A 22,302-nucleotide genomic window follows, 5' to 3' on the forward strand; every position below is an offset into this window, starting at 1 on the left:
TCTTCTTAAAGTAGACAGCATGATGAAGAACGAAGAGTATCGCGGTGTCTCGCATGGCAAAGTTATACTCATTGGCGAACATTCCGTGGTCTACGATCAGCCAGCTATTGTTCTTCCTTTGAACGAAGCCCGCATGAGTGTATACGTGCAGCTGCGCACGGATGCCGATCTCTACATTGATTGCGAGTATTTCTGCGGTCCGCTGCGTTCTGCGCCAGATATGCTCAGTAATATTCGCGTGCTCGTTGAGCGTTTAATTTATGATTTTTCCTTAAAAAATAAAGGGTTTAACCTCGTTGTGCGCTCCACTATTCCACATGAGCGCGGCATGGGCTCCTCGGCTGCTGTGGCGGTGGCAACCGTGCGTGCAGTAGCGAAATTTGCTGGCCGTGCTTTGAGCTTTAAAGAGGAATTCGAATACTCGCAGGTGGCAGAAAATATTGCCCACTCAACCGCTTCTGGCTTAGATAGCGCGGCCGTTGCCTCCGACAGTGCGGTATGGTTCCAACACGGCGCAGAAATTTCTACGTTTGCTTTCGACACGGATGCTGTGCTCGTCGTTGCAGATACAGGCGTTACGGGCAGTACGCGCGAAGCAGTCAGCGATGTGCGCGCGCTACTCAAATCATACGGTCCGAACGTTTCATGTGAAACCTGGTCGAGCATCCATCGTTTGGGTCAGCTTTCCTTTGAATCCGCGGACGCTTTGCGGGCCAACTCCATGCGCGCTCTGGGGGAGAGCATGAACGAGGCGCAGCGCATTTTATCGAGTTTGCGCGTCTCTCATGCGTCTCTCGACCGCTGTATTGCGGCCGCTCATGTTGCCGGCGCTCTCGGCGCGAAACTGACCGGCGGTGGGCGCGGCGGCTGCATGATTGCTCTGGCACAGTCATCCTCCCGAGCAGAGCGTATCCGCGCGGCCCTCACTCAAGCAGGAGCAATCCGCACATGGCTCGTTCCCCTTCAATCGAAAGGTATTCATTAATGGTGTCGCAGTCGTTGGATACGTTGAGCGTTGCTACTCGCGCGCACACAAATATTGCGCTGATTAAGTACTGGGGTAAGCGCGATGACGCTTTATATTTGCCGACCAGCACGAGTTTGTCGCTTACTTTAGACTCTCTGTATACCGATATGCGCCTGACTTTTGACTCTCGTTTGAGCGCGGACGAACTGCATTTGGCGGGCGAGAAGCAAGACGAGGCGTCGACCGCGAAGGTTGCGCTGGTGCTCAGCCTTTTCCGCGAACGCTATAACTGCCCTGATGCGTCGGCTGTGCGTGTGGAGAGTCATAACCATGTGCCGACGGCCGCTGGTTTGGCGAGCTCCTCGAGCGGTTTTGCGGCTTTAGCTTTTGCTGCGCGCGCTTTATTTGAGGCCGCGCGCCCAGATATCCCTCGCATGAGCGATACGGAGTTATCCACTTTTGCGCGTCGCGGTTCCGGCTCGGCTACACGCAGTATTTTTGGCGGTTTCGTCGAGTGGTCCTACGGTACGGGCAGTTCCGATTCGGTTGCTGTTCCGCTCGATAATGCTGATTGGGATGTGGCCATGGTGGTGGCCGCTATTTCCACTCAGCATAAGAAGATTTCCAGCACGTATGGCATGAAGCATACGGCTGCCACCTCGGCTTTTTATTCCTTGTGGCGCGAAGCCTCCGAAAAGGATTTGCAAGAGGTTTTGGCTGGTATTAAACAGCGCGATATCGATGTGATTGGTGCTGCGATGGAAGCCAATTGCATGAAGTTCCATGCGACGATGTTTGCCGCTAACCCGCCGTTTACCTATATGACCTCGAAGAGTATGCAGGTGATTGAATTCGTGCATGCTTTGCGTGATGAGGGTGTGAGCGCCTACTTTACGATGGATGCTGGTCCGAATGTGAAGATCTTATGCCGTCGAAGTGATCAGGCTGTTGTGCATGAGCGTTTGGCTGCGGCTTTCCCCGACATTACGTTGTTCGACGCGACTCCAGGCAGTGCGCCGGAACTCTTGAGCGAGCAGCAGTGGAGCGAACTGTATGGCTAAGGGCAAACTGTATCTGTGCGGTGAATACGCGGTGGTTGATGGCGGGGCGGCAGTTATCGCCTCGGTGAATCGGCAGATGCGGGCGCGGGTTGTGCGTGGTGATGCTGGCGCTGGGGCTGGAGCTGGCGTTGTCGAAATCGTGAGAGTGAACGTGGATGTGCGCTCTGTTCCCGAGTTGCGCGCCAACGATCCGAATCGCTTTGTGTTAGCTGCCGCATGGGTGGCCGCACAGTTTGTGGTGGAAGCTGGGGGGAGCGTTTTCGAGCGCGTTACTTTGCGTCTCGAATCTGAGCTACGCGAAGCTGACGGTCGCAAATATGGTTTGGGTTCGTCGGGAGCCGTAACGGTTGCCGTATTGGAGGCCTTGCTCGCTGGTTACGATGTTTCGGCGGAGCATATCTACAAGTTGGCGGTTCTTGCGCTGCACTTGGTGGGAGATAACGGTTCGGCTGGGGATATTGCTTGCTGCGCTTTCGGTCAGCTGTTGTATTATGTGCGACCGGATGTAGCGTTCGTGCGCGAGTTGGGCGCGCAGATGCTGACCATGAATGTTCATGAGGCTGTTGCCTGTGCTTGGCCGGGTTTAGTGCTCGAGCCGTTGCAGTGGCTTGAGGGTGTGAGTAGTGCTGTGGGCTGGACGGGCTCTCCGGCGAGTTCTGCAGATTTGGTCGATTCCGTGCGCGCGTACAAAAAGAACAACACAGCAGAATATGCACAGTTTGTGCGTGAATCAACGCGCATTGCTCAGGCTATGCGCGAGGCTTGCGTGCGCAACAACACGCACGATTTTGAGGTTGCGTATGCTCAGGCGAGCGAGAATATGGCTCGTTTTTCCGCGAAAACGGGCGGATACATGTTTACTCCGGCTTTGCACACCTGCGTAGAGATTGCTCAGCAGTATGGTTGGGTAGCTAAGTTCTCGGGCGCGGGCGGCGGCGACTGCGCGATTGCTGTGAGCGCGCAGAACCTCGATAAGAACGCCTTGCATGCTGCGTGGGATGCAGCAGGTATCATGGCTATGAACTGGCAGTTAGGCTAGGAAAGGTTGGCTTATGACGACTCCGGATCCTTTTATTTCTTCGCGTAAAGATGATCATGTGCTTTTAGCTCGCCAGTTTTATGGCATGGCTCCGCTCAACACGCACGAAGAGATTGATGCGATGGAGTTCGTGCATAATGCTCTGCCCGAAACGCGCGTGTCTGATGTGAACATCAGCACTTCGCTGGTAGGTATGCAGATGCCGCGTCCGTTTTTTATTAACGCGATGACCGGAGGCACGCAGAAAGCGGACGAGATTAACCGCCGTTTAGCGCGTGTAGCTCAGGCGACAGGCACTCCGCTGGCTTTGGGATCGATGAGCATTGCTGTTAAAAATCTTGCAACGCGAGCCGCGTATGGTCGTTTGCGCGAGGATTTTCCCGATGTTCAGTTTATTGCCAATATTGGTGCTGAACACACTGTGGACGCAGCCCAGTTCGTCGTCGATTTAATTGGCGCGTCTGCTTTGCAGATTCATTTGAATGCTGCGCAGGAAATCGTTATGCCAGAAGGTGAGAAGGACTTCCGTGGTTGGGAACGCATGATTCGCCAATGCTCAGATGAGCTCAATGTTCCTATTATCGTCAAAGAAGTGGGCTTTGGTATTAGCTACGATGTGGCCGAGCGTATAGCCGACTATGTCGATGCGATTGATGTAGCCGGTCGCGGCGGTACGAACTTTATTCAGATCGAAAACGCTCGAACAGAGAATCATCCCTACTCTTTCCTCGAAAACTGGGGCATAACGACTATTCGCTCTCTAATGGATACGATGGCGGCGGTAGCAGATGCGAACAAAAAACCGATGGTTATCGCCTCAGGAGGCGTGCGCCATCCGCTCGATATAGTCAAATATCTTGCTCTCGGAGCAGACGCGGTCGGCTTATCTGCGGCTTTCTTGCAGTCAATCACCTCATCTGAGGATGCGGACGAAGCGGTGCGCAAAACTATCGAACTTGTGCAGATGTGGGATACGCAGTGCGCGCAAATCATGGCGCTTATCGGAGTACCGGTCGTGGAAGAGCTGCCGTTCGAAGCGGACTTCTCGCTGCCGGACAGTTTAATGCAGTACATGGCAATGCGTTCCTCTATGTAAGACGTTCGAAATATTGGGCTCCTAACATCGTCTTTTATGAGTAAAGTGTGTACAGCATAACGACGAGCCAGAGGAGACACTATGACGAACGAGGCTACTAACACAGTACGCGGTGCTGTGCGCGATTTACGCGGCTCACTTATTCGTTCTTTCGATGCCGAGATTTCCGATATCGACGGCATTATTAAGCTGACTTTAGGCGAGCCTGATTTTCCTACCCCTCAACGCGTGGTGCAGGCGGGTATCGAGTCTATCCAGGCTGGCCGCACACATTATGCGCCTAACGCGGGAACAATGGACTTCCGTGAAGCAGTCGTGGCGTACCTCAAGCGCCGTCGCGGTCTTGAGTATTCCGTGGATAATATCGTAGCTACTGTCGGCGGTAGTGAAGCATTGTCGTCAAGTTTGGGTTCTCTGCTCAGCCCAGAAACACAGTCAATTATTCCTATCCCTGCTTTCGGTGCGTATAAAACGCAAACACTGCTCGCCGGCGGCAGTCTCGATCTTATTGATACAACAGACACAGGTTTTAAGCTCACCCCTCAACAGCTCGAAGAGGCGATTGAGCGTGCACAGACCGCAGGTAAGCGCCCAGTACTTATTATTAACTACCCAAATAATCCAACGGGTGTGGCGCTGACCACCGAGGAAATTAAGGTACTGGCCGAGGTTGTGAAGCGTCACAATATTATGGTGGTGTCGGATGAAGTGTATAGCGAAATCTACTACGGTGGTTCGCGCGCAGATTCTATTGCGCGTTACGTTCCAGATAACACCGTGCTTATCGACTCCGCCTCCAAGTCTTTCGCAATGACCGGCTGGCGTGTGGGCTATATTGCCGCGCCTGCACAGTATGCGAACGAATTCGTAAAAGTACATCAGTCGAACGTGGCTACCGGCGCCACCTTTACCATGGACGCCGCTCAAGAAGGCTACGAGCATGGTGACGAGGATATCGAAGCAATGGTGGCCGAATACAGCGCACGTCGCAACTTTATGTACGAAGCGCTTACCGACATGGGCTTTACCGTCGCCTATCCAGACGGCGCATTCTATCTGTTTATTCAAATGCCAGACTGGTTTGAGGGTTCCAGCCTGGACTTCTGCACAAAACTTGCCTACGAAGCGAAAGTGGCATTAATTCCAGGAGCTGCATTCGGTAATCTGCAGTCTCGCTGGGTGCGCGCCAGCTATGCGGCAAGTATGGAGAGCCTTCGTGAGTGTGCTCAGCGCTTGAAGGTGTGGTTAAAGGAGCAAAACTAGTGAGTGAATCAGTCGCAGAACAATCAACCACCACAGTCGACAAGGGTGATGCCGGCTACGAAAAAGGTCTTAAAGCTCGCCACATTCAAATGATTGCTATTGGCGGATCTATTGGAACAGGTCTGTTCCTGGGTGCTGGCGGCCGCCTTGCTCAAGGTGGTGCCGGCCTCGTCTTCGCCTACGCGGTCTGCGGCATCTTCGCCTTCCTTATGGTGCGCGCTTTAGGAGAGCTGGCTATCCGCCGCCCATCATCAGGAGCTTTCGTCTCCTATTCGCGCGAATTCTTGGGCGAAAAGGGTGCGTACATAACCGGTTGGATGTTCTTCCTCGACTGGGCCACCACCGTAATGGCCGACATTACCGCTGTCGCGCTCTACCTGCACTACTGGCAGCTGTTTAAGCCGGTTCCGCAATGGGTGCTGGCTCTTATCGCGCTCGCCGTCGTGTTCGCGCTCAATATGATGAGTGTAAAAATGTTTGGTGAAGCGGAATTCTGGTTTGCTGCTATTAAGGTGGCCACCATTATTGGTTTTATGCTTATTGCCATTGGAGCTATTATTTTCCACGCGCATACCGGCACTGCGCCTGATGGCACAGCTTACACCGCGGGCGTGCATAATATTACGCAGTTTGGCGGCTTCATGCCTCACGGTGTTCCTATTATGCTCTCCCTGACCTTGGGAGTCGTGTATGCCTTCGGTGGAACAGAAATGGTGGGCGTTGCTGCTGGAGAAACCCAGGACGCACAGAAGGTTCTTCCTAAAGCCATCAACTCCATGATTGTGCGCATCTTCGTCTTCTATATTGGCTCGGTTCTGCTCATGGCTTTGGTTTTGCCATACATGGCGTATTCTTCTGACGAATCGCCATTCGTTACCTTCTTCTCGGGTATTAACGTGCCATATGCAGGCGATATTATTCAGGTAGTTGTTTTAACAGCCGCGCTTTCCTCCCTAAACGCGGGGCTATACGCTACTGGACGTACCTTGCGCTCTATGGCTATTGCTGGCTCTGGCCCTCGCTTTGCAGAAAAACTGAATAAGCATAAAGTTCCGTCCGGCGGTATTATTATTACTTCTGCTCTTGGTTTAGTAGGCGTTGTGCTCAACGCTGTACTGGCTGAGGATGCCTTTAACGTGATTATGGATTTGGCTGGTATTGGTATTGCTGGAACATGGTCCATGATTTTGATTACGCATATTGCTTTCTTGCGTAAAGTAAAGAAGGGTGAAGAGCAGCGTCCTGAATATAGAATGCCATGGGCGCCGTTCACTGACTACATTTCTCTAGCTTTTTATGCTGTGGTAGTGCTTTCTAATCTATGTAGTGATTCTGGGCGTAAAACTCTAGCTCTGTTCGCTGTGGTGATTGTGGCATTGATTGCTGGATGGTTCTATGTGCGTGGACGTATTCAGGCGAATTTGATGGACGAGATGCTCGATACTGAGATTGAGGAGTAGTAACAATTCACCTCGTACTACAGTTTTAAGCCAAAAGTTTTGGCAAGTTTACGTAGTGCGAGGTGAATTGTTGTTTTAGGGGTTATGCTCGGCCGCACTACCATTACGGGCACTCGTTTGAGCCGATACAATAAGTACATGGCTATAAAGCATACATACCGAATCTTGACCGAAGAGGATTTTAATCCAGAAGAAAACGCAGAACTGGAAAGACTAGCGCAAGAAGCGGAGCGTGGCTACACCTTACCCGATATACCGAGCGATAGCGCGGGCAGCGGCAGCCTCGGCCCAGTCAGACCAATCAAAGTCGAGAATCTGGAAGTTAATCTTTGAGGCTTGGCTGGCACGGTACCAGTTAATGCCGCTACGAATTGATTCCTTGTTGAGGTTTGCGATAAACGAGGATTCGCCGCTAATAATCACCTTTTCTGGCATAGCGAAATTGGCCATAATCGCAATCAAAGTGCCCAAACGGAAGCAGATCTTGTTCACGAGCTGACGAGCTTGAGCGCCGCCAGCCACAGCATCGGCAGCAAACTCATCGAAAGTGGCTTGGCGTCCAATCATGCCCGAGTATTCTTCGGCTAAGGAGTCGTTCGTTAAGCACTGCGAGCAGCCGGCGTGCCCAGCGAAGCAGCGCGGACCGTCTGGGTCAATCGGGATATGGCCAATCAAACCGTAGCTCTTATCTGGATAATTAACCGGAGTACCGTTCTCGCTCAAAGAGTAGCCAACGCCCGAACCGATAGTAATAACGGCAAAACGAGGCAATCCTACGCCTGCGCCGAACCAGCCTTCGTGGAAGAGGAGCGAATCCAAATCGTTAAAAATCGCGCACGGCAATCCGCTTTCTTCTTCCATCATGCCGGCTAAATCGACAATGCCGTCCCAGTGCAGGAACGGAGCGAACGTAACGTAGCGGTCTTCTTCTGCGTGCCCGCCTACGCTCAAACCCATCGAAACAGGGGACGGCTCAATATCTCGGCTGCAGCGCTCAGCTATGCGAGCGATCTGCTGAGCCACAGCGCGTGGCTCGAGCGAATCTAAATGCTCGGTAACGCAATCAATCAGCGGCTTGCACAAAGCGTCGGTAATGGTAAGGCTCACTCCCGAGCCATGAATGTTCACACCAATAAACGTGCGCTCTTCGGCGCGCAAACGCAAAGCAGTCTGCGGGCGGCCGCGACGGTGAGAGTTCTCTTGCACAACCAAATCTGCAGGCAACTTACTGTCGTCGCTCGGCGAGCCAGGCATCTCCTCGATAACGTTCGCATAGATGAGATCGCTGGTAATGCGCGACAGAGCGCCCTGCGATAAACCAAGCATCTGTGCCAACGTGGTGCGCGCGATAGGTCCATACTGAGCAATCGCTTGAGCAACTTTGTGCGTGTATTCGGAACCAGTAAACCACTGCGGTGTAGGCTGAATGCTCATAACGACCTTTCTTGAGCTTTTAGAACGCGCGGTGCTGCGAACGTGCCGCAAGCACCTCAAGCGCCATAAGTGCGAACTATTTCTTTCTCTCTTAATAAAAATACTCCTAATTAGTTGCTTTGTGCAACGACTCGCAGATAGTGGGAATGTAAACGCAAGAAAATTACTATGAAAAAGATACAAGTTACGGACAGTTGCGGCGAAGACGCTGTAACGATGTAACAGCTTGCAGGCTCTCGAAGTTTGTGGGAGATGCTTGGGTGCAACGTTGTGGAGACGTTCGCGCGTGATGTTGGCGCGCAACCTGAGCGTTAAGCCGAACGGTAACTCGAGCGGTAACTCGTACAAGGTTCGAGCAACGGTCAAGCCCCTGCAAGCACAAAGGAGAGGCAAAGGAGTCTAATATGGCGCTTTCTCAGGCGAGGGATTCCCACAGAGGAGCCGCTGGAGCCGCAGGTCCAAGCGGCAAAAATCACGGTGTGGTCGCGCGTATTCGCCATCGCATTACTCGTGGCGTAACCGCGGGCATCACTGCTGTGTGCGCAGCCGCTATGATTGTTGGTGTAGCGGGTTGCAGCGCAATCGGCGCAAGCGCAGACGGCGCACATTCCAAAGTTGTTACTTTAGATTTTTTCCAATTCAAGTCTGAAGCAGCAGATCAATTTAAGAAAATGGCTAAGGAATTCGAGGCACAGAACCCTGGAATTCGTATTAATGTAAATAATTCTGCAAACGCTCAAACTGATTTGCGCACCCGCTTCGTTAAGAACCGCGTGCCAGACGTTATTACTTTTAACGGCGATATTAACTTCGGTATGTTCGCCGCATCGGGCGTTTTCCACGACTTTACCGACGAACCTATTGTCGGTAAGCTCAATCCGGGCATGGTTAACATTGCTAAGAACCTCGTGCAAACCACCGATCCTGTTAAGAAGCGTCTGTACGGTTTGCCATTTGCAGGCAATGCATCCGGATACATTTACAACAAGACGCTGTGGCGTCAGGCAGAGGTAGATCCAGATAATCCTCCACAGACTTGGAGTGAATTTATTGCTATGCTCAAGAAGTTCCGCGACGCCGGCATTAATCCGGTTCAGGCAACTTTGGCAGACGCATGGACCACTCAGGCTCCGCTGTCCTCTTTGGCTGGCACGTTGGTTCCAGAAACCGAGTACACCAAGTTGAAGACGGCCGAGACCACGTTTAAGAAGATCTGGACCGATGTTATCGATAAGGAAATCGAGCTGTACAAGTACGCGGACTCCGAGAAAGGCGTAACGTATCAGCAGGGTACGCAGAACTTCGCGCAGGGCAAGGCTGCGATTATTCCTTTGGGAACGTATGCGATTCCGCAAATTACTATGATTAATCCAGACATTGAGCTCGGCTTTGCGCAGATGCCGGCAACGGATGATGTGAAAGAGCAGAAGTTGACTGCTGGTGACGATGTGATGCTGACTATGGGAGCGAATACCAAGCATCCAAAGGAAGCTATGAAGTTCATTGAGTTCCTTATGAGCGAAAAGCAGCTTAATGCGTATGCCGATGCTCAGTATGCCATTACTCCATTGAAGAAGACTCACTTTGGCGGTAAGGCTTTGGAAGGCGTGCGCCCGTTCTTCGAAAAGAATCAAGTGATTGATTTCTGCGATCATTACATTCCAGCATCCATTAATATTGGTGGCTATTTGCAAAGTGCTGTTATGACGGGCAATGTGAACCAGTTCATTAATAATATGCAAACTGAGTGGGATAAAGTCCAAGCTAGGACGTTCTAAGAGAGAAAGGAGAGAACAATGGCTAAAAAACGCACATCTGCATTCTCTCGCCGCAAGGTAGAGAGCGCCTACTATTGGATGGCTATTCCTGCTGCAGTCCTGTTTGCAGTATTCCTTTACGTGCCATTTATTCAAGGTGTGGGCTATTCCTTCACGAATTCGCAAGGTTACGGTGATTTCAAATGGATTGGCTTCAAGAACTATATAGCGCTGTTCCAAGATAACCGCGTGGGCAATGCATATATTTTCACCTTCTTTATCGCTGTGCTCATTACAGTGCTGATTAACTGCATTGCTATGTTCCTGGCTGTGGTGCTTAACGGTCGTATTGGTTTTAAGAACGGCTTCCGAGCTATCTTCTTTATTCCTTATACGCTGTCTGTTCTGGTTATTGGCTACGTTTTTAAGTACATCTTTATGCAGCCACTGCCAGAGCTAGGTAAGGCTTTGCATATTCCGTTACTCTCAGAATCATTACTGACAAACGAAACCTATTCATGGATTCCTATTGTTTTCTTGGCTGTGTGGCAGGGTATTGCATATTCTGTGCTGATTTATTTGGCAGGTTTGCAAACTATTGATTCCGAAATTTATGAGGCTGCAGCTATTGATGGCGTAAACGCTTGGCAGAACTTCTGGAAGATTACCTTCCCTCTGATTGGCCCGTTCTTTACCATTAATTTGGTGCTGACTATGAAGAACGCTTTGGGTACTTTCGATCAAGTGGTGGCTTTGACTGAGGGTGGCCCTAACTCTAAGACAGAAACGGTAACCTATCTGATTTGGAAGGGCGGTTTAACTGGTGGTGAATACGCTTACCAGACGGCTAATGCTGTGCTCTTCTTTATTGTGTTGGCAATTATTGCCTTCATTCAGTTGAAGTTCTTCGGTAGCAAGGAAAAGGTGTGATAACAATGTCTACTGCAAAATCATCTACTGCTGTGAAGTACCGCAAGGATCACAACATTAACTGGTGGCTTACCGCTGCCGTAGCAGTTCTGTCTCTTACTGTTCTCGTGCCTTTGTACTTCACCATTGTTACAGCACTGAAGACACCAGCAGAGGCAGGCACATTCAGCCTTCCAACAACATGGCAATGGCATAATTTTGCTGATGCTGCTGCAAAGGTGAACTATCCAAAGGCAGCGTTGAACTCAGCTATTATTACCGTGGCTGCAGTTGTGCTCACTTTGTTGACGAATACTTTCGTTGCTTATGCTGTGGCACGTAATATGGATAAGCGTTTCTTCCGCTTCCTGTATTACTTCTTTATTGCCGCTATGTTCGTGCCGTTCCCTGTAGTTATGCTTCCGATTGCTAAGCAAATGGGAACATTGCATCTGGATAATCAAATTGGTTTGATTATTTTGTACATGATTTTAGGTTTGGGGACAAATCTGTTTATTGCTACCGGATTTATCCGCTCGATACCTGTATCTCTAGAGGAAGCAGCCCGCATCGATGGTGCGAGCACGTGGCGCATTTTCTGGCAGATTATTTTCCCTCTGATGAGCCCTATTAACGCAACGATTGCTATTTTAACTGCTCTGTGGGCATGGAACGACTTCCTTTTGCCTTTGATTGTTCTGACTGATCAATCAAACCAGACTATTCCTTTGGCACAGTATGTATTTAGTTCTCAGTTCGCCACAAACTATCCGATGGCATTCTCTAGCTATTTGATGGCAATGGCTCCAGTTTTGATTGTGTACATTATTGCGCAAAAGTGTGTTATTGGTGGTGTTATGCGCGGAGCGGTTAAGTAGAAACAGCCCAGTGGGGTGTTTTGATAGCTGTGATTTTCAACTATTGATTGACTAGCAGCGGCTGACTTTTACATTGACACTGATGGTCTGTGTGCCTGAAGCACACAGACCATTTATTAATGAGATAATTCGTATACTACAAGTAAAGTCTTGCGTTAGGTGTTGTAATATTTCGCATACAATCCAATTTAAAAGCGGATGCTGATTTCTTGATGAAGATGTTTTTCTCACTGAATAAGGTCTGTTTATTGGTCTAGGATATTAAGTCAGAATTCATCTATTCAAGGCGAGTTGTTTTTATGAGTGCAATATTTTCTTGCACCATTTAAACCCATTACATACGAAAGGCTTGGCACCAAGATTTTATGTCAGGAAAAGCAAACAAGATAAAGGGTATAGAGCTTTTCGCGGGTGGTGGAGGAATGGCTTTAGGTCTTGAACAGGCTGGTATTGATGATGTGGCATTTGTTGAATATGATCATGCTGCTTGTGAAACCCTACGCTTAAATCGCCCTCATTGGAACGTGATTGAATCTGACATTCATGAAGTTGACTTTACTCCGTACTTTGGGAAAGTTGATTTTGTCTCCGGTGGAGCACCGTGCCAAGCGTTTTCATATGCGGGTAAAAAGCTGGGTTTTGGGGATACGCGTGGCACGTTGTTTGCTGAGTTCGCTCGCTGTATCAGTGAAATTCAGCCTAAGATGTTTCTATTTGAAAATGTACGCGGTCTGCTGAGCCATGATCATGGTAGGACATTTGAAACGATACGACATGAATTCATTAACCATGGGTATCAGGTTCAATATCGAGTGCTGAACGCAAGCTATTTCGGTGTCGGACAAAAGCGTGAACGACTGATTGTTATTGGAATAAGAAATGATATCGCTGATAGGATATCATTCAAATACCCAATCCCCGATGAGAAACAGACAATCTTGCGTGATGTCTTAAAAAATGTTCCTGATAGTCCTTTTCAGCCGTATAGCGACAAGAAGAAGCGTGTTATGGAATTAGTACCCCCTGGAGGTTGCTGGGTAGATTTGCCTGACAATATTGCACGGGAGTACATGGGACGTAGTTATTTTTCCGGTGGGGGTAAACGTGGTATGGCACGCCGTATTGCATGGGATGAACCATGCCTGACGCTTACTACATCTCCTTCACAAAAGCAGACGGAGAGATGTCATCCAGAAGAAACAAGACCATTCACTGTGCGAGAGTATGCTCGAATACAGAGCTTCCCAGATAGTTGGTCTTTTACAGGTACTCTGAGCAATCAATATAAACAGATTGGTAATGCAGTTCCTGTTGAGCTGGCTCGGCGTATTGGTGAACAGATTATAAAAGCATTACAGAAGGAGATTGTGTAATGGCGGATTGGGATATTAATTTCATTTCGCATGAAGATTTTAAAAATCACGTAAAAGCAACAATTCGTCATTACGGTTCGAAACTTAAGCCATATGATGTGAAAAAGTTTAACTCGAATATTGTTGATCCTGTAAAAATGGTTTTTGACAGAGCTGTCTATGGTGAAAGTTGGGGACAAATAATCTCTAACGAAATTTTTCGTCAACGAGATAAATCGAACACAAATGAGATTGGTTATTTTCATCAAAGATTATTTGAGTATATAAAGAATTGCCACGTTCCAGCAAATGGTCAAGAGGGTGGATGGGATGTTATCTATGAAGATTCCAATGGATATACGGTAGATGAGGGTAATACTGTTCATAAAATTTATGTGGAGATGAAGAACAAGCATAATACAATGAATTCTGCATCTGCTGGTAAGACGTACATAAAAATGCAGAATCAGTTATTGAGCAACGATGATTGCGCTTGTTTTCTTGTTGAAGCAATTGCGAAGAAGAGCCAGAATATAGTATGGGAAACCACTGTCAATGGTGTAAAAGTATCGCATCGCAAAATTCGTCGAGTTAGCATTGATAAATTCTATGAAATCGTTACTGGGCAATCTGACGCGTTTTATCAGATATGTATGGTTTTGCCGAAGGTAGTAGACGAGGTGCTCAATGAAGAAGGGACTATATCAGAAAGAACGCACGATACTGTTTATGCCGAGCTTGAAAAATACTCTGAGAGCATGCAAGGAGTACCTGATAACCAAACGATGATTATGTCAATGTACATGCTTGGCTTCAGTACATATCTAGGCTTTAAAGATTACAACATTAATGAAGAACGATAAGAATATAAATTTGGCTGTCCTAGAGATAAATCTAGGACAGCCAATTACTTTCTATTCACCCTAGCCACGCCCGATTTAGGAATATTAAACGCCGCTTTTTAAGATAACTTAAGATAACAGATAGAGCGCTCAGCGATGAGCGCAACCCCTTGCACAACAACACCAACCCTTCGAGAGGAGTCAGCCATGGTCACGGCCGACCGTATGCAACTTTCTAACGATATTCGCACTAACGGAACCATCGATACGCCTAATCCGTGGTGGTCCAATGCCGTGGTGTATCAGATTTACCCACGCAGCTTCCAAGATACGAATGGCGACGGCATGGGCGATCTTAAAGGCATCACCAGTCGCCTCGACTATTTGGCCGACTTGGGCGTCGATGTGCTCTGGCTTAGCCCAGTGTTTAACTCTCCTCAAGACGATAACGGCTACGATATCTCGGATTATCAAGATATCGATCCGCTTTTCGGCACACTCGCAGATATGGACGAGCTGCTCGCCCAAGCACACGACCGAGGCTTAAAAGTCGTTATGGATTTGGTAGTGAATCACACCTCGGATGAGCACGCCTGGTTCCAGGCCAGCCGCGATAAGAGCGACGAGCACGCTGATTGGTATATTTGGCGTCCAACCCGCGCAGGTTTTACGCCGGGCGAACCGGGAGCAGAGCCAAATAAGTGGGGCTCGTACTTCGGCGGATCCGCGTGGCAGTTCGACGACAAGCGCGGCGAATACTTCTTGCATCAGTATTCGAAGAAGCAGCCAGACCTTAACTGGGAGAACCCGGCAGTGCGTAAAGCCGTATACGCCATGATGAATTGGTGGATGGATCGCGGTATCGACGGCTTCCGTATGGACGTTATTACTCAGATTTCCAAGCCTTACGATGCTAACGGTCGCTTACCAGGTGAAGAGGGTAGCGAACTCGAAGACCTTCCAGCAGGTCCAGACGGCTATTCCTCACCATTCCCATTCTGCTCGGATGGCCCTCGCGTAGATGAGTTCCTCGCAGAAATGCGCCGCGAAGTATTCGCTGGTCGAGACGGCTTCCTCACTGTGGGTGAGGCGCCAGGCATTACCCCTGAGCGCAATGAACACATTACTAACCCAGCTAACGGCGAACTCGATATGCTCTTCCTGTTCGAGCACGTCGATGTCGACTGCGAAAACGGCACGAAGTGGAACCCAATCCCTTTGCGCCTTACCGAGCTTAAGCGCACACTATCAGAGCAGCAGAAAGCAGTCAAAAACAGCGGATGGGCCAGCCTGTTCTTTAATAATCACGATCAGCCTCGCGCGGTCTCGCGCTGGGGAGACGATAGCACGGACGAAACGCGCGCGCGATCGGCTAAAGCGCTTGGCCTGCTCCTGCACATGCATCGCGGAACGCCATACATCTATCAGGGCGAAGAGCTGGGCATGACCAACGCTCACTTTACGCGCCTCGATCAGTATCGCGATCTCGAGTCGATTAATATGTATCATCAGCGCGTGGACGAGGCGGGCATTCAGTCGCCGGAATCCATGATGGACGCGCTCGCTCGCCGCGGCCGCGATAACGCGCGCACGCCAATGCAGTGGGACGCTTCGACTTACGCGGGCTTTACGTGCGAAACGGCGCAGCGCCCGTGGATCGATGTGAACGCGAATCATGTGGATATTAACGCGGCAGCTGAGTACGACGACCCAGATTCCGTCTACTCGTTCTACAAGAAGCTCATCGAGCTGCGTCACACAAACCCAGTGATTGCGGCCGGCGATTGGCAGCTCCTCGATGCCGCGAACGAGCAGGTGTACGCTTTTACGCGCTCTTTGGAAGAAACCGTGCTCGTGCTCGTAAACGTGTCGGGCAAGGTCGTCGATATTCCGAGCGAGGCCGCCGCACTGCTTGCGAATAAGGAACTGGCCGAGCAGCACATCCTGCTGAGCACGTACGACAGAGCTCATACCGTGCAAGCGCTTGCCGGCGGTCAATTGGCGGCGTGGGAGGGCGTGGCCGTGCGTCTGTAGAGCTTCGAGTAGAATAGCTACAGAACGTTTAAGGAGGCTCAACTATGCGTATTCATGCAACTTATTCCGGTGGCACGATTGGCATGGTTGATTCTCCGCAGGGTCTCCAGCCCGGCGCAGATATGCAGGGCTGGCTCAACCACGTTTTGGCGGGCACGCAGTTGGGCGAGGGCAATGTGAGCATGACCAGCCTCGACCCGCTTATCGACTCCTCGAACGCGACGCCAGATAATTGGCAGGCCATGATCGACGATTTATGGCTGCATCACGACGATTCCGATGCTTTCGTTGTGCTGCACGGAACCGACACGATGAGCTATTCGTCAGCAGCCTTAAGTTATGCGCTTACTGAGTTTGGTAAACCGGTTATTTTGACCGGCTCACAGCTGCCGTTGGGTATGGTCGAAACCGATGCGACCGCGAACGTGACTGGAGCGCTGAACGCCGCTTTGTATGAACGCGCAGAAGGCGTAACACTCTTCTTCGGGCACCACCTGTTTCCAGGAAACCGCGTAACGAAGTCATCCTCATGGGCTTTTGAGGGCTTTTCCTCGCCGGCCACGGGCCCGCTGGCTCGCACAGGCGCTCCATGGCGCTGGTACCCAGTTGAGCGCAGCGGTGCCGGTTGGGCGAATCCGCTGCCATACACGCGTCAGGATGTGGTGGTGGTCGATATGGTTCCGGGCATTACCGCGCAGCGTTTAGAACACTTGATTACTCCGCGCCCGCAGGCCGTGCTGTTGCGCGCGTATGGCGTGGGCAACGTACCGTCCGACGAGCCAGGTTTGGTCGATGTTATTCGCTCTGCCATTGCGGACGATATACCAGTAATCGTGTCCTCTCAGTGCTCGCAAGCCGAGGTTTTGCTTGGACACTACGAAACGGGTGACGCTATTGCTAAAGCAGGCGCTGTAGGAACCGGCGATATGACTTTGGAAGCCGCCTACGCTAAGATTATTTTCCTCTTATCGCAAGGACTTCGCGGTAAAGAGCTGGCCGCATGGATGCCGAAATCCATTGCTGGAGAACTCACTCCTGCCTGGAAAAAATTATGAGACATAAACCCCTCGCGAATTGAAAAATTGCGGGGGGGGGGGGGGGCTTTAAAACGTATATATTTCGATGAATTTTAATCGAGAAGAGGGTAAAAAACTATGGCGAAGCATGCCCAAATTAAGCCAAAAAGTAATGCTGTACGACGTACTACCGCTGCATTGAGCAGTGGCTGTTTTGTTTGCGTCGATGGCGGTTGCCCCATCAGCGCTCGCTGAGGAAGTAGTAGATACTACTCCGCAGAAAACAGAAAGCACAGCCCCAGTAAAAACAGTCAAGCAGGACCAAGCGGATAAGCAGGCTGCTCAAGATGAACTGAACAAGGAACAAAGCGATGAGCAGAAAGCTCAGAAGGCGCTTGACGAGGCACAGAAGGCTAACTTAGAAAAAGCTCAAGCTGATTTAACTTCTGTTCAAACCGCTTTAGAAGAAGCTCAGGCTAATAGGCAAAAGGCACGAGATACGTATATCGAGAAGCAGCTTGCAACTATTCATGCCGATAATAGCTATGAAGCAGCTCAGAAGAAGTTGGAAGAGGCCGAAAAAGCAGTAGACGCTGCTCAGGCAGAATATGATAAGCAGAAGAACCAGGGATATGTCCTCAATCCAGAAAGGAAGGATGAGGAATCTTTTGACTTGTCCAACTATATTCTCAGTCATTATGAGCTTAATGAGGCGCAGAAAGAAGATCTTCGTAAAGCTATTGCTCATGCTGATGGTTCTGACGGACAGACCTCAGCCTTCTATAACGATCTAGTGCATTTGGAACAAGATGAGGATGCTACCTCAGCAGAGCAGATTGTTCGTTCCTTAATCCAACTAGTCCTGGGACATTCTGGAAGTCTTGATCGCCAAATAGAAGTGGGTGGCGTTTAACGGCTAGAAATCATCAGCATGTCTCAGCCAACGTGCGCGTCCACAGAGCGCCCAGATAATATATCATGCTCTGAATGCATTTTTTGGTGATGTACCACACCTTATTGGGATTATAAGCCCAAGGAATGAGCTAGTTGATATGGCGTTGATTGTGCTATAGAAATTCTAGTTTTTGTTTGAAAATTAGTGACGGGGGGGGGAGACCTTAAACGGTCTCCCCCCCCGTCGTACTGTTATGCCGGTGTTTCGTCGACTAGGCGATTAGTTCTTCTCGCCTTTGCGACGGCGTCGCACGAGCACCAGACCAAGGCCTGCTACGCCCATTGCGGCTACGATACCAGCGAGTCCTGCTACCTGTGCACCGGTGCGTGCAAGCTTAGACTTTTGGATCGTATCAGATTTTGCAATCTCGAAGTGGGCATTCACCGTGTCAGTGCTGCCATCAGGGTAGGTGAAGTTCACCTTAATGTCAGCCTTCTGTCCTGGCCTTGCATCCTTGCCGGGCTCTACGGTCAAAGTGCAGTTTTTATCCACAGAAGCCTTCCAGCCTGACGGCACGCTACTTGGATCAACCTCACACTTAGTGCTTGCTGGCAGGTCGCCGGGCTTCAAAGGAATCTCAGTCTTGTCATTTACCTTGCCAGTAGCATTAGGGTATTCAGGCTGGTACTTATCCGAATCTTTGTCATTATCAGCAGGGTCAGGTTCTCCGACGGTAACGGTCATTTTAACCTTGTCGGTCGAACCATCCGGGTATGTTACAACTACTGGAACCGTGATCTTGTCACCCGGCTTCGCACCTTCAGGAACCGAAACGGTTACCTCACCGGTGTTCTCATCAACCTTAGAGCCCTCAGGAGCACCCTCACCAGGAGTGAACTTAGTATCCTCAGGAGCCTTGGTTCCCTTACCGTCCTTGTCCTTAAACGTAGGACCAGGAACCGTCGAATCCACACCAGGCTTACCAGAACCATCCTGATACTCAGGCTCGAAGTTCTTGTTATCAGTACTCTCAAACTCGATGAAGAGGTCTGGAGTGTTACCCGTGATTTCTACCGTTGCGCCCTTACGAATCACGCTATCATCCTTGACTTTCAGATCATCATTAGCGAGGTCGCCAAGGCCGGAAACTGACACTTTGTAAGTGCCCAGTGGAAGCATCTCTAGATCAAAGTTCTGCGCAACCGAGTATGCACCTCCGCTTACCCAATGTGCTGCATCTGCGCTGGACTTGTATTGCTCACCGTCTTTTGAAGTCAGCGTGACAACAAGGTCGCGAATTGATTCCGGAAGAGTCTTCCCCACAGAAGGATCGTTAACCGAAGGATGTTGTTACCATCAACCTTCACACGAATCGTCAGGAACTGAGCCTTTACCAGGTCGACAAAGATGTTCGTCTGACCTTTTATAACCTCTAGCGTTGCGCCATCGCGAAGACCGCTCTTTCTAGAGACTGTCAGGTCGTTTGCTTTGAGGCCCTCCAAACCGGACAACGACACATTATATGTTCCAAACGGAATAGGTACCATGCCAAAGTTCTGCCAGTCGTTGTGCCAAGTTCCCGCACCAGCGCTGGACTTATACTGCTTACCATTTTCTTTCGAAGTAAGCGTCACAACAACGTTGTTAGCCGGTGCCTTATCGGCTTTGATCTGCTTGCCGTTTTATCTAACGCCAATCGCCACACAAGCTCCTTTGTCTGGAGTCATGTAGCACGGTACATTGTCGTCAGCAACGGCACGGTCAGCGCCTCCTAGAGCATAGCTAGGTGCCATTGATGTCGCGAAAGCCAATACCAAAGCGGCTGAACCAATACGGACGAACATCTTAAGAGGCCTACGCGATCTTATCTTCGCCATGAGTCTTATCTCCTCTCGTGTCTCACTCAAAGGTTTCGGAATTGAACTCCTGATTCCCAGTTACCCCAGTTGGACAAAAGCGCAACAGGTGTCTTCTGCAGGTGTCCAATTATGAGGAAATCAGGATCAACCTTTCTAACCCAGCCTAGAATCCCTGTTTTAGTTTCGCAATGTGTGTTGAGTATTTCCCCGCGCCTGCACGCGCCGCGACCGGTCTTTCTACCCCGCGTCTAAATAGAGATCTCTCTTTTACGCTTCTACACAATTCCTCGTAAACACCCAACAAACGCGCAATAACGCCCGCCGTGTACTGACACTGCGCCGCACCCTAATTTGACGTAAACTTTGATTTTAGCAAGAAGAATAGCAATGGGATGGGACTCTATATAGTTAGTAGTCTTCTTAAAAACTACGAGATTAAGTATAGAGTAACCCAAGGCGATTCAAGTTTTAAATTTGGAATAGAGTTAAATAGATAAGGAGAAAAATGTTTATATTAGAATTATATCAAGATGGAATGAGCACAGAGCTAGGACTATTTGACACCATAGAAGAAGGAAGAAAATTTGTATCTCAACTTAAAGGATACAAATTTGAAGAGATAGACGGATTTGAATACGAGACTATAAAGCTAGATTCAATCTCAGACTACATGGAACTAGAAATAAATGGCAACATAGTACCACTAACTAAGTTTATGTTTACAGAAGATGGCGATGTAGAAGTATATTGGAAAGAAATTCCAAACCTATCTAAAAAAGGAAAAGGAATCGCAGAAGGTGCAACTAGAGTGGATGCCTACACAGTAGCGAATTCAGACTTAAGAGAATATATCGAAGCGAGAGATAATAATTATTTAGAAGTAAAGAAAAATCTAGAAAAGAAAGGCTACCAAGTAGAAAGAGCCTACTTCGGATCAGAAGACGGGGAAGCAATCCTATTTAGAAAAAAGATTCAGAAGATTGGCACTTCTTAACCCATATGGATCCAGAATTCACAGAAGAATTTGATTTAGATGAATGTTTAGAAATGGTAGAAGAAGATAATTAAATTGAAAGCTAAAAGCCGCCACTCGGTGGTTTTTATTTCTAAATTATATTTTTTCAAAATAAAAACACTTAAGACCTAAGTGCTTTAAGTGAATGTATTCCAATTAATATAAAACTTCCATAAATTATTATCCCTGTACTGCTTAAACCCTGATCTAATAGCGGAAGCATAACCAGTATATTATTTGTAGCGTGAACTATGATGGCTCTTCATAATTGGGGGGTGTAGTTTGTTTTGGAATCCGCCGCTTCCTAGGAGGTAGCGGGCGATGTAGTGGGTGAGGTTATGGAAGTGCTGTGCTCGGCCACGTAGGTGTTCAAGTCTGCCGTTGATGGCCTCGGTGGGATCGTTTGATGTTCAGGGTAGGTCGAAGTAGGTCAGGATGTCACCAGCACGCCGGGCCAGGGGTCGTGCGAGCTTGCCAAGCTCAACCACATGCTGTGGAACATTCTTCAGTGAGGTGATGAGGTTTTCCATGATGGCTTTGCCCTCGATGGGGTTCTTGTGCTGGTAAGCGGCAACCATCTGCTAGTAGGCCTTCCATGTTGTTTGAACTGACTCGTGGGCTGGTTCAGCAAATAGGTCCGTGAACCGGTCCTGGTTCTTTTCGGTTAATAGTCCCTCCCCGGTGAGCAGGGTTTGGCGTGCCATGTACAGGGTTCACCTTTCCTCCCTTGGTGGCCGTGGAGCTCTTGTTAGACACGTCGGCGAGTTGTGGTCACTGCGTCCCCACCTAAGCGGACCACGTGGAAGGGATCCAGGACCGCGACGGCGTTGAGTTCTTCTTGGGTGGCGGTCTTAAACTCGGTAAACCCATACATCGCGACAGCCTCGATCTGGTCACGCCATGCTTGGAGCCACGATTGTAGCCAGTCTTTGAACACGGCTTTCGACCTGCCTTCGACTATGTCCAGGAGGCGTGCGGTCCGGTACTCTCATAGACTGGGGTCAGGTCGATGATCACGGTCACGTACTTATCCCCACGGCGAGTATGACGCCATACATGCTCGTCAACCCCTAACACGCGTACCAGGGAACCCGCCGGTGTCTCGTGCTCGCTACATTCACGACACCAGCCCTCTTGGGGATCTGGCACCACCTTGCATGCCACAACAGCTTCCTTAGGGGTGACATGCTGTCCCACTGCAGTCAGGCCCATGCCATCCAAGCCGCAGAAAGTATTCAAATCCGGGCCGGTGAAGATAGTCTTGCCCATGTCGGGGTCTTTCCAATTGGTTTGTCGTTATTCCAATCATGAAAGATCCCGACCCCGTTTCATGCCGCGACGCGTAAACCCCCGCTACACACTCAATTATGAAGAGCTACTATGATCGAGGATTCCCTACGACGTAGTTGTTGATACGTTATGACG

18 protein-coding genes and 1 pseudogene are annotated in these 22,302 nt (G+C 49.6%); 15 read left to right on the plus strand and 4 right to left on the minus strand.

From position 1 onward, the window contains the following. Positions 1–19: 19 nt before the first annotated feature. The 6 genes from mvk (at position 20) to HMPREF2909_RS07215 (ending at position 6,886) form a co-directional block, all read left to right on the plus strand. Positions 20–985, plus strand: a complete 966-nt coding sequence (mvk, locus tag HMPREF2909_RS07190; RefSeq protein WP_071415751.1) for a mevalonate kinase — start codon at positions 20–22, stop codon at positions 983–985. Beyond that, the gene (gene mvaD, locus HMPREF2909_RS07195) at positions 985–2,028 is read left to right on the plus strand and encodes a diphosphomevalonate decarboxylase (protein ID WP_071415752.1); all 1,044 of its coding nucleotides are present in this window, start codon (positions 985–987) and stop codon (positions 2,026–2,028) included. Before mvk ends, mvaD begins: the two co-directional genes overlap by 1 nt. Next, positions 2,021–3,067: a phosphomevalonate kinase gene (locus tag HMPREF2909_RS07200; RefSeq protein ID WP_071415753.1), complete on the plus strand. Its 1,047-nt coding sequence runs from the start codon at positions 2,021–2,023 to the stop codon at positions 3,065–3,067. The genes mvaD and HMPREF2909_RS07200 overlap by 8 nt, the downstream gene beginning before the upstream one ends. A 13-nt stretch (positions 3,068–3,080) precedes the next feature. Next, a complete protein-coding gene (gene fni, locus HMPREF2909_RS07205; protein WP_084797309.1) occupies positions 3,081–4,163 on the plus strand; it encodes a type 2 isopentenyl-diphosphate Delta-isomerase in 1,083 nt (360 codons plus the stop codon). Positions 4,164–4,244: 81 nt separating this feature from the next. Next, complete coding sequence (locus tag HMPREF2909_RS07210) at positions 4,245–5,426, plus strand: aminotransferase class I/II-fold pyridoxal phosphate-dependent enzyme (RefSeq protein WP_071415754.1); 1,182 nt, start codon at positions 4,245–4,247, stop codon at positions 5,424–5,426. Beyond that, the gene (locus HMPREF2909_RS07215) at positions 5,426–6,886 is read left to right on the plus strand and encodes an amino acid permease (protein ID WP_246815532.1); all 1,461 of its coding nucleotides are present in this window, start codon (positions 5,426–5,428) and stop codon (positions 6,884–6,886) included. Before HMPREF2909_RS07210 ends, HMPREF2909_RS07215 begins: the two co-directional genes overlap by 1 nt. 243 nt (positions 6,887–7,129) lie before the next feature. Here HMPREF2909_RS07215 and HMPREF2909_RS07220 read toward each other — a convergent pair whose 3' ends face one another. Further along, positions 7,130–8,320: an ROK family protein gene (locus HMPREF2909_RS07220; RefSeq protein ID WP_071415756.1), complete on the minus strand. Its 1,191-nt coding sequence runs from the start codon at positions 8,318–8,320 to the stop codon at positions 7,130–7,132. A gap of 551 nt (positions 8,321–8,871) precedes the next feature. On the opposite strand from HMPREF2909_RS07220, the gene HMPREF2909_RS07225 reads away from it, so the two are divergent. From HMPREF2909_RS07225 to HMPREF2909_RS07260, 8 genes are all read left to right on the plus strand, one after another. Then, positions 8,872–10,098 (plus strand): ABC transporter substrate-binding protein, encoded by a 1,227-nt coding sequence (locus HMPREF2909_RS07225; RefSeq protein WP_168165287.1) that lies wholly within the window; start codon positions 8,872–8,874, stop codon positions 10,096–10,098. An 18-nt stretch (positions 10,099–10,116) separates the two neighbouring features. Next, positions 10,117–11,007, plus strand: coding sequence for a carbohydrate ABC transporter permease (locus tag HMPREF2909_RS07230; protein WP_071415757.1), 891 nt, complete (start codon positions 10,117–10,119; stop codon positions 11,005–11,007). A gap of 5 nt (positions 11,008–11,012) precedes the next feature. Continuing rightward, a complete protein-coding gene (locus HMPREF2909_RS07235; RefSeq protein WP_071415758.1) occupies positions 11,013–11,864 on the plus strand; it encodes a carbohydrate ABC transporter permease in 852 nt (283 codons plus the stop codon). Between the two features lie 365 nt (positions 11,865–12,229). Further along, positions 12,230–13,237 (plus strand): DNA cytosine methyltransferase, encoded by a 1,008-nt coding sequence (locus HMPREF2909_RS07240; protein ID WP_071415759.1) that lies wholly within the window; start codon positions 12,230–12,232, stop codon positions 13,235–13,237. Next, positions 13,237–14,079 (plus strand): Eco47II family restriction endonuclease, encoded by an 843-nt coding sequence (locus HMPREF2909_RS07245; protein WP_071415760.1) that lies wholly within the window; start codon positions 13,237–13,239, stop codon positions 14,077–14,079. The genes HMPREF2909_RS07240 and HMPREF2909_RS07245 overlap by 1 nt, the downstream gene beginning before the upstream one ends. Positions 14,080–14,265: 186 nt before the next feature. Continuing rightward, positions 14,266–16,092 (plus strand): glycoside hydrolase family 13 protein, encoded by a 1,827-nt coding sequence (locus HMPREF2909_RS07250; RefSeq protein WP_071415761.1) that lies wholly within the window; start codon positions 14,266–14,268, stop codon positions 16,090–16,092. A gap of 44 nt (positions 16,093–16,136) precedes the next feature. Continuing rightward, the gene (locus HMPREF2909_RS07255; RefSeq protein WP_071415762.1) at positions 16,137–17,147 is read left to right on the plus strand and encodes an asparaginase; all 1,011 of its coding nucleotides are present in this window, start codon (positions 16,137–16,139) and stop codon (positions 17,145–17,147) included. A 166-nt stretch (positions 17,148–17,313) separates the two neighbouring features. After that, on the plus strand, positions 17,314–18,021 hold the full coding sequence (locus tag HMPREF2909_RS07260; RefSeq protein ID WP_148130824.1) for a hypothetical protein: 708 nt from the start codon (positions 17,314–17,316) through the stop codon (positions 18,019–18,021). 261 nt (positions 18,022–18,282) lie between these two features. On the opposite strand, the gene HMPREF2909_RS07265 is transcribed toward HMPREF2909_RS07260, so the two are convergent. Together HMPREF2909_RS07265 and HMPREF2909_RS07275 are read right to left on the minus strand one after the other, a co-directional pair. Beyond that, entirely contained in the window at positions 18,283–19,326 is a 1,044-nt protein-coding gene (locus tag HMPREF2909_RS07265; protein WP_148130825.1) for a YPDG domain-containing protein, read from the minus strand. A 359-nt stretch (positions 19,327–19,685) separates the two neighbouring features. Further along, the gene (locus tag HMPREF2909_RS07275; protein ID WP_071415766.1) at positions 19,686–19,880 is read right to left on the minus strand and encodes a hypothetical protein; all 195 of its coding nucleotides are present in this window, start codon (positions 19,878–19,880) and stop codon (positions 19,686–19,688) included. 487 nt (positions 19,881–20,367) lie between these two features. Between HMPREF2909_RS07275 and HMPREF2909_RS07280 the strand changes: the two genes are divergently transcribed. After that, complete coding sequence (locus tag HMPREF2909_RS07280) at positions 20,368–20,856, plus strand: hypothetical protein (RefSeq protein WP_210387887.1); 489 nt, start codon at positions 20,368–20,370, stop codon at positions 20,854–20,856. 254 nt (positions 20,857–21,110) lie between these two features. Here HMPREF2909_RS07280 and HMPREF2909_RS08915 read toward each other — a convergent pair. Further along, positions 21,111–22,146 (minus strand): annotated as a pseudogene (locus HMPREF2909_RS08915) (ISL3 family transposase). Positions 22,147–22,302 lie beyond the last annotated feature (156 nt).

Source organism: Alloscardovia sp. HMSC034E08 (assembly GCF_001813415.1).
Classification (GTDB): Bacteria; Actinomycetota; Actinomycetes; order Actinomycetales; family Bifidobacteriaceae; genus Alloscardovia; species Alloscardovia omnicolens.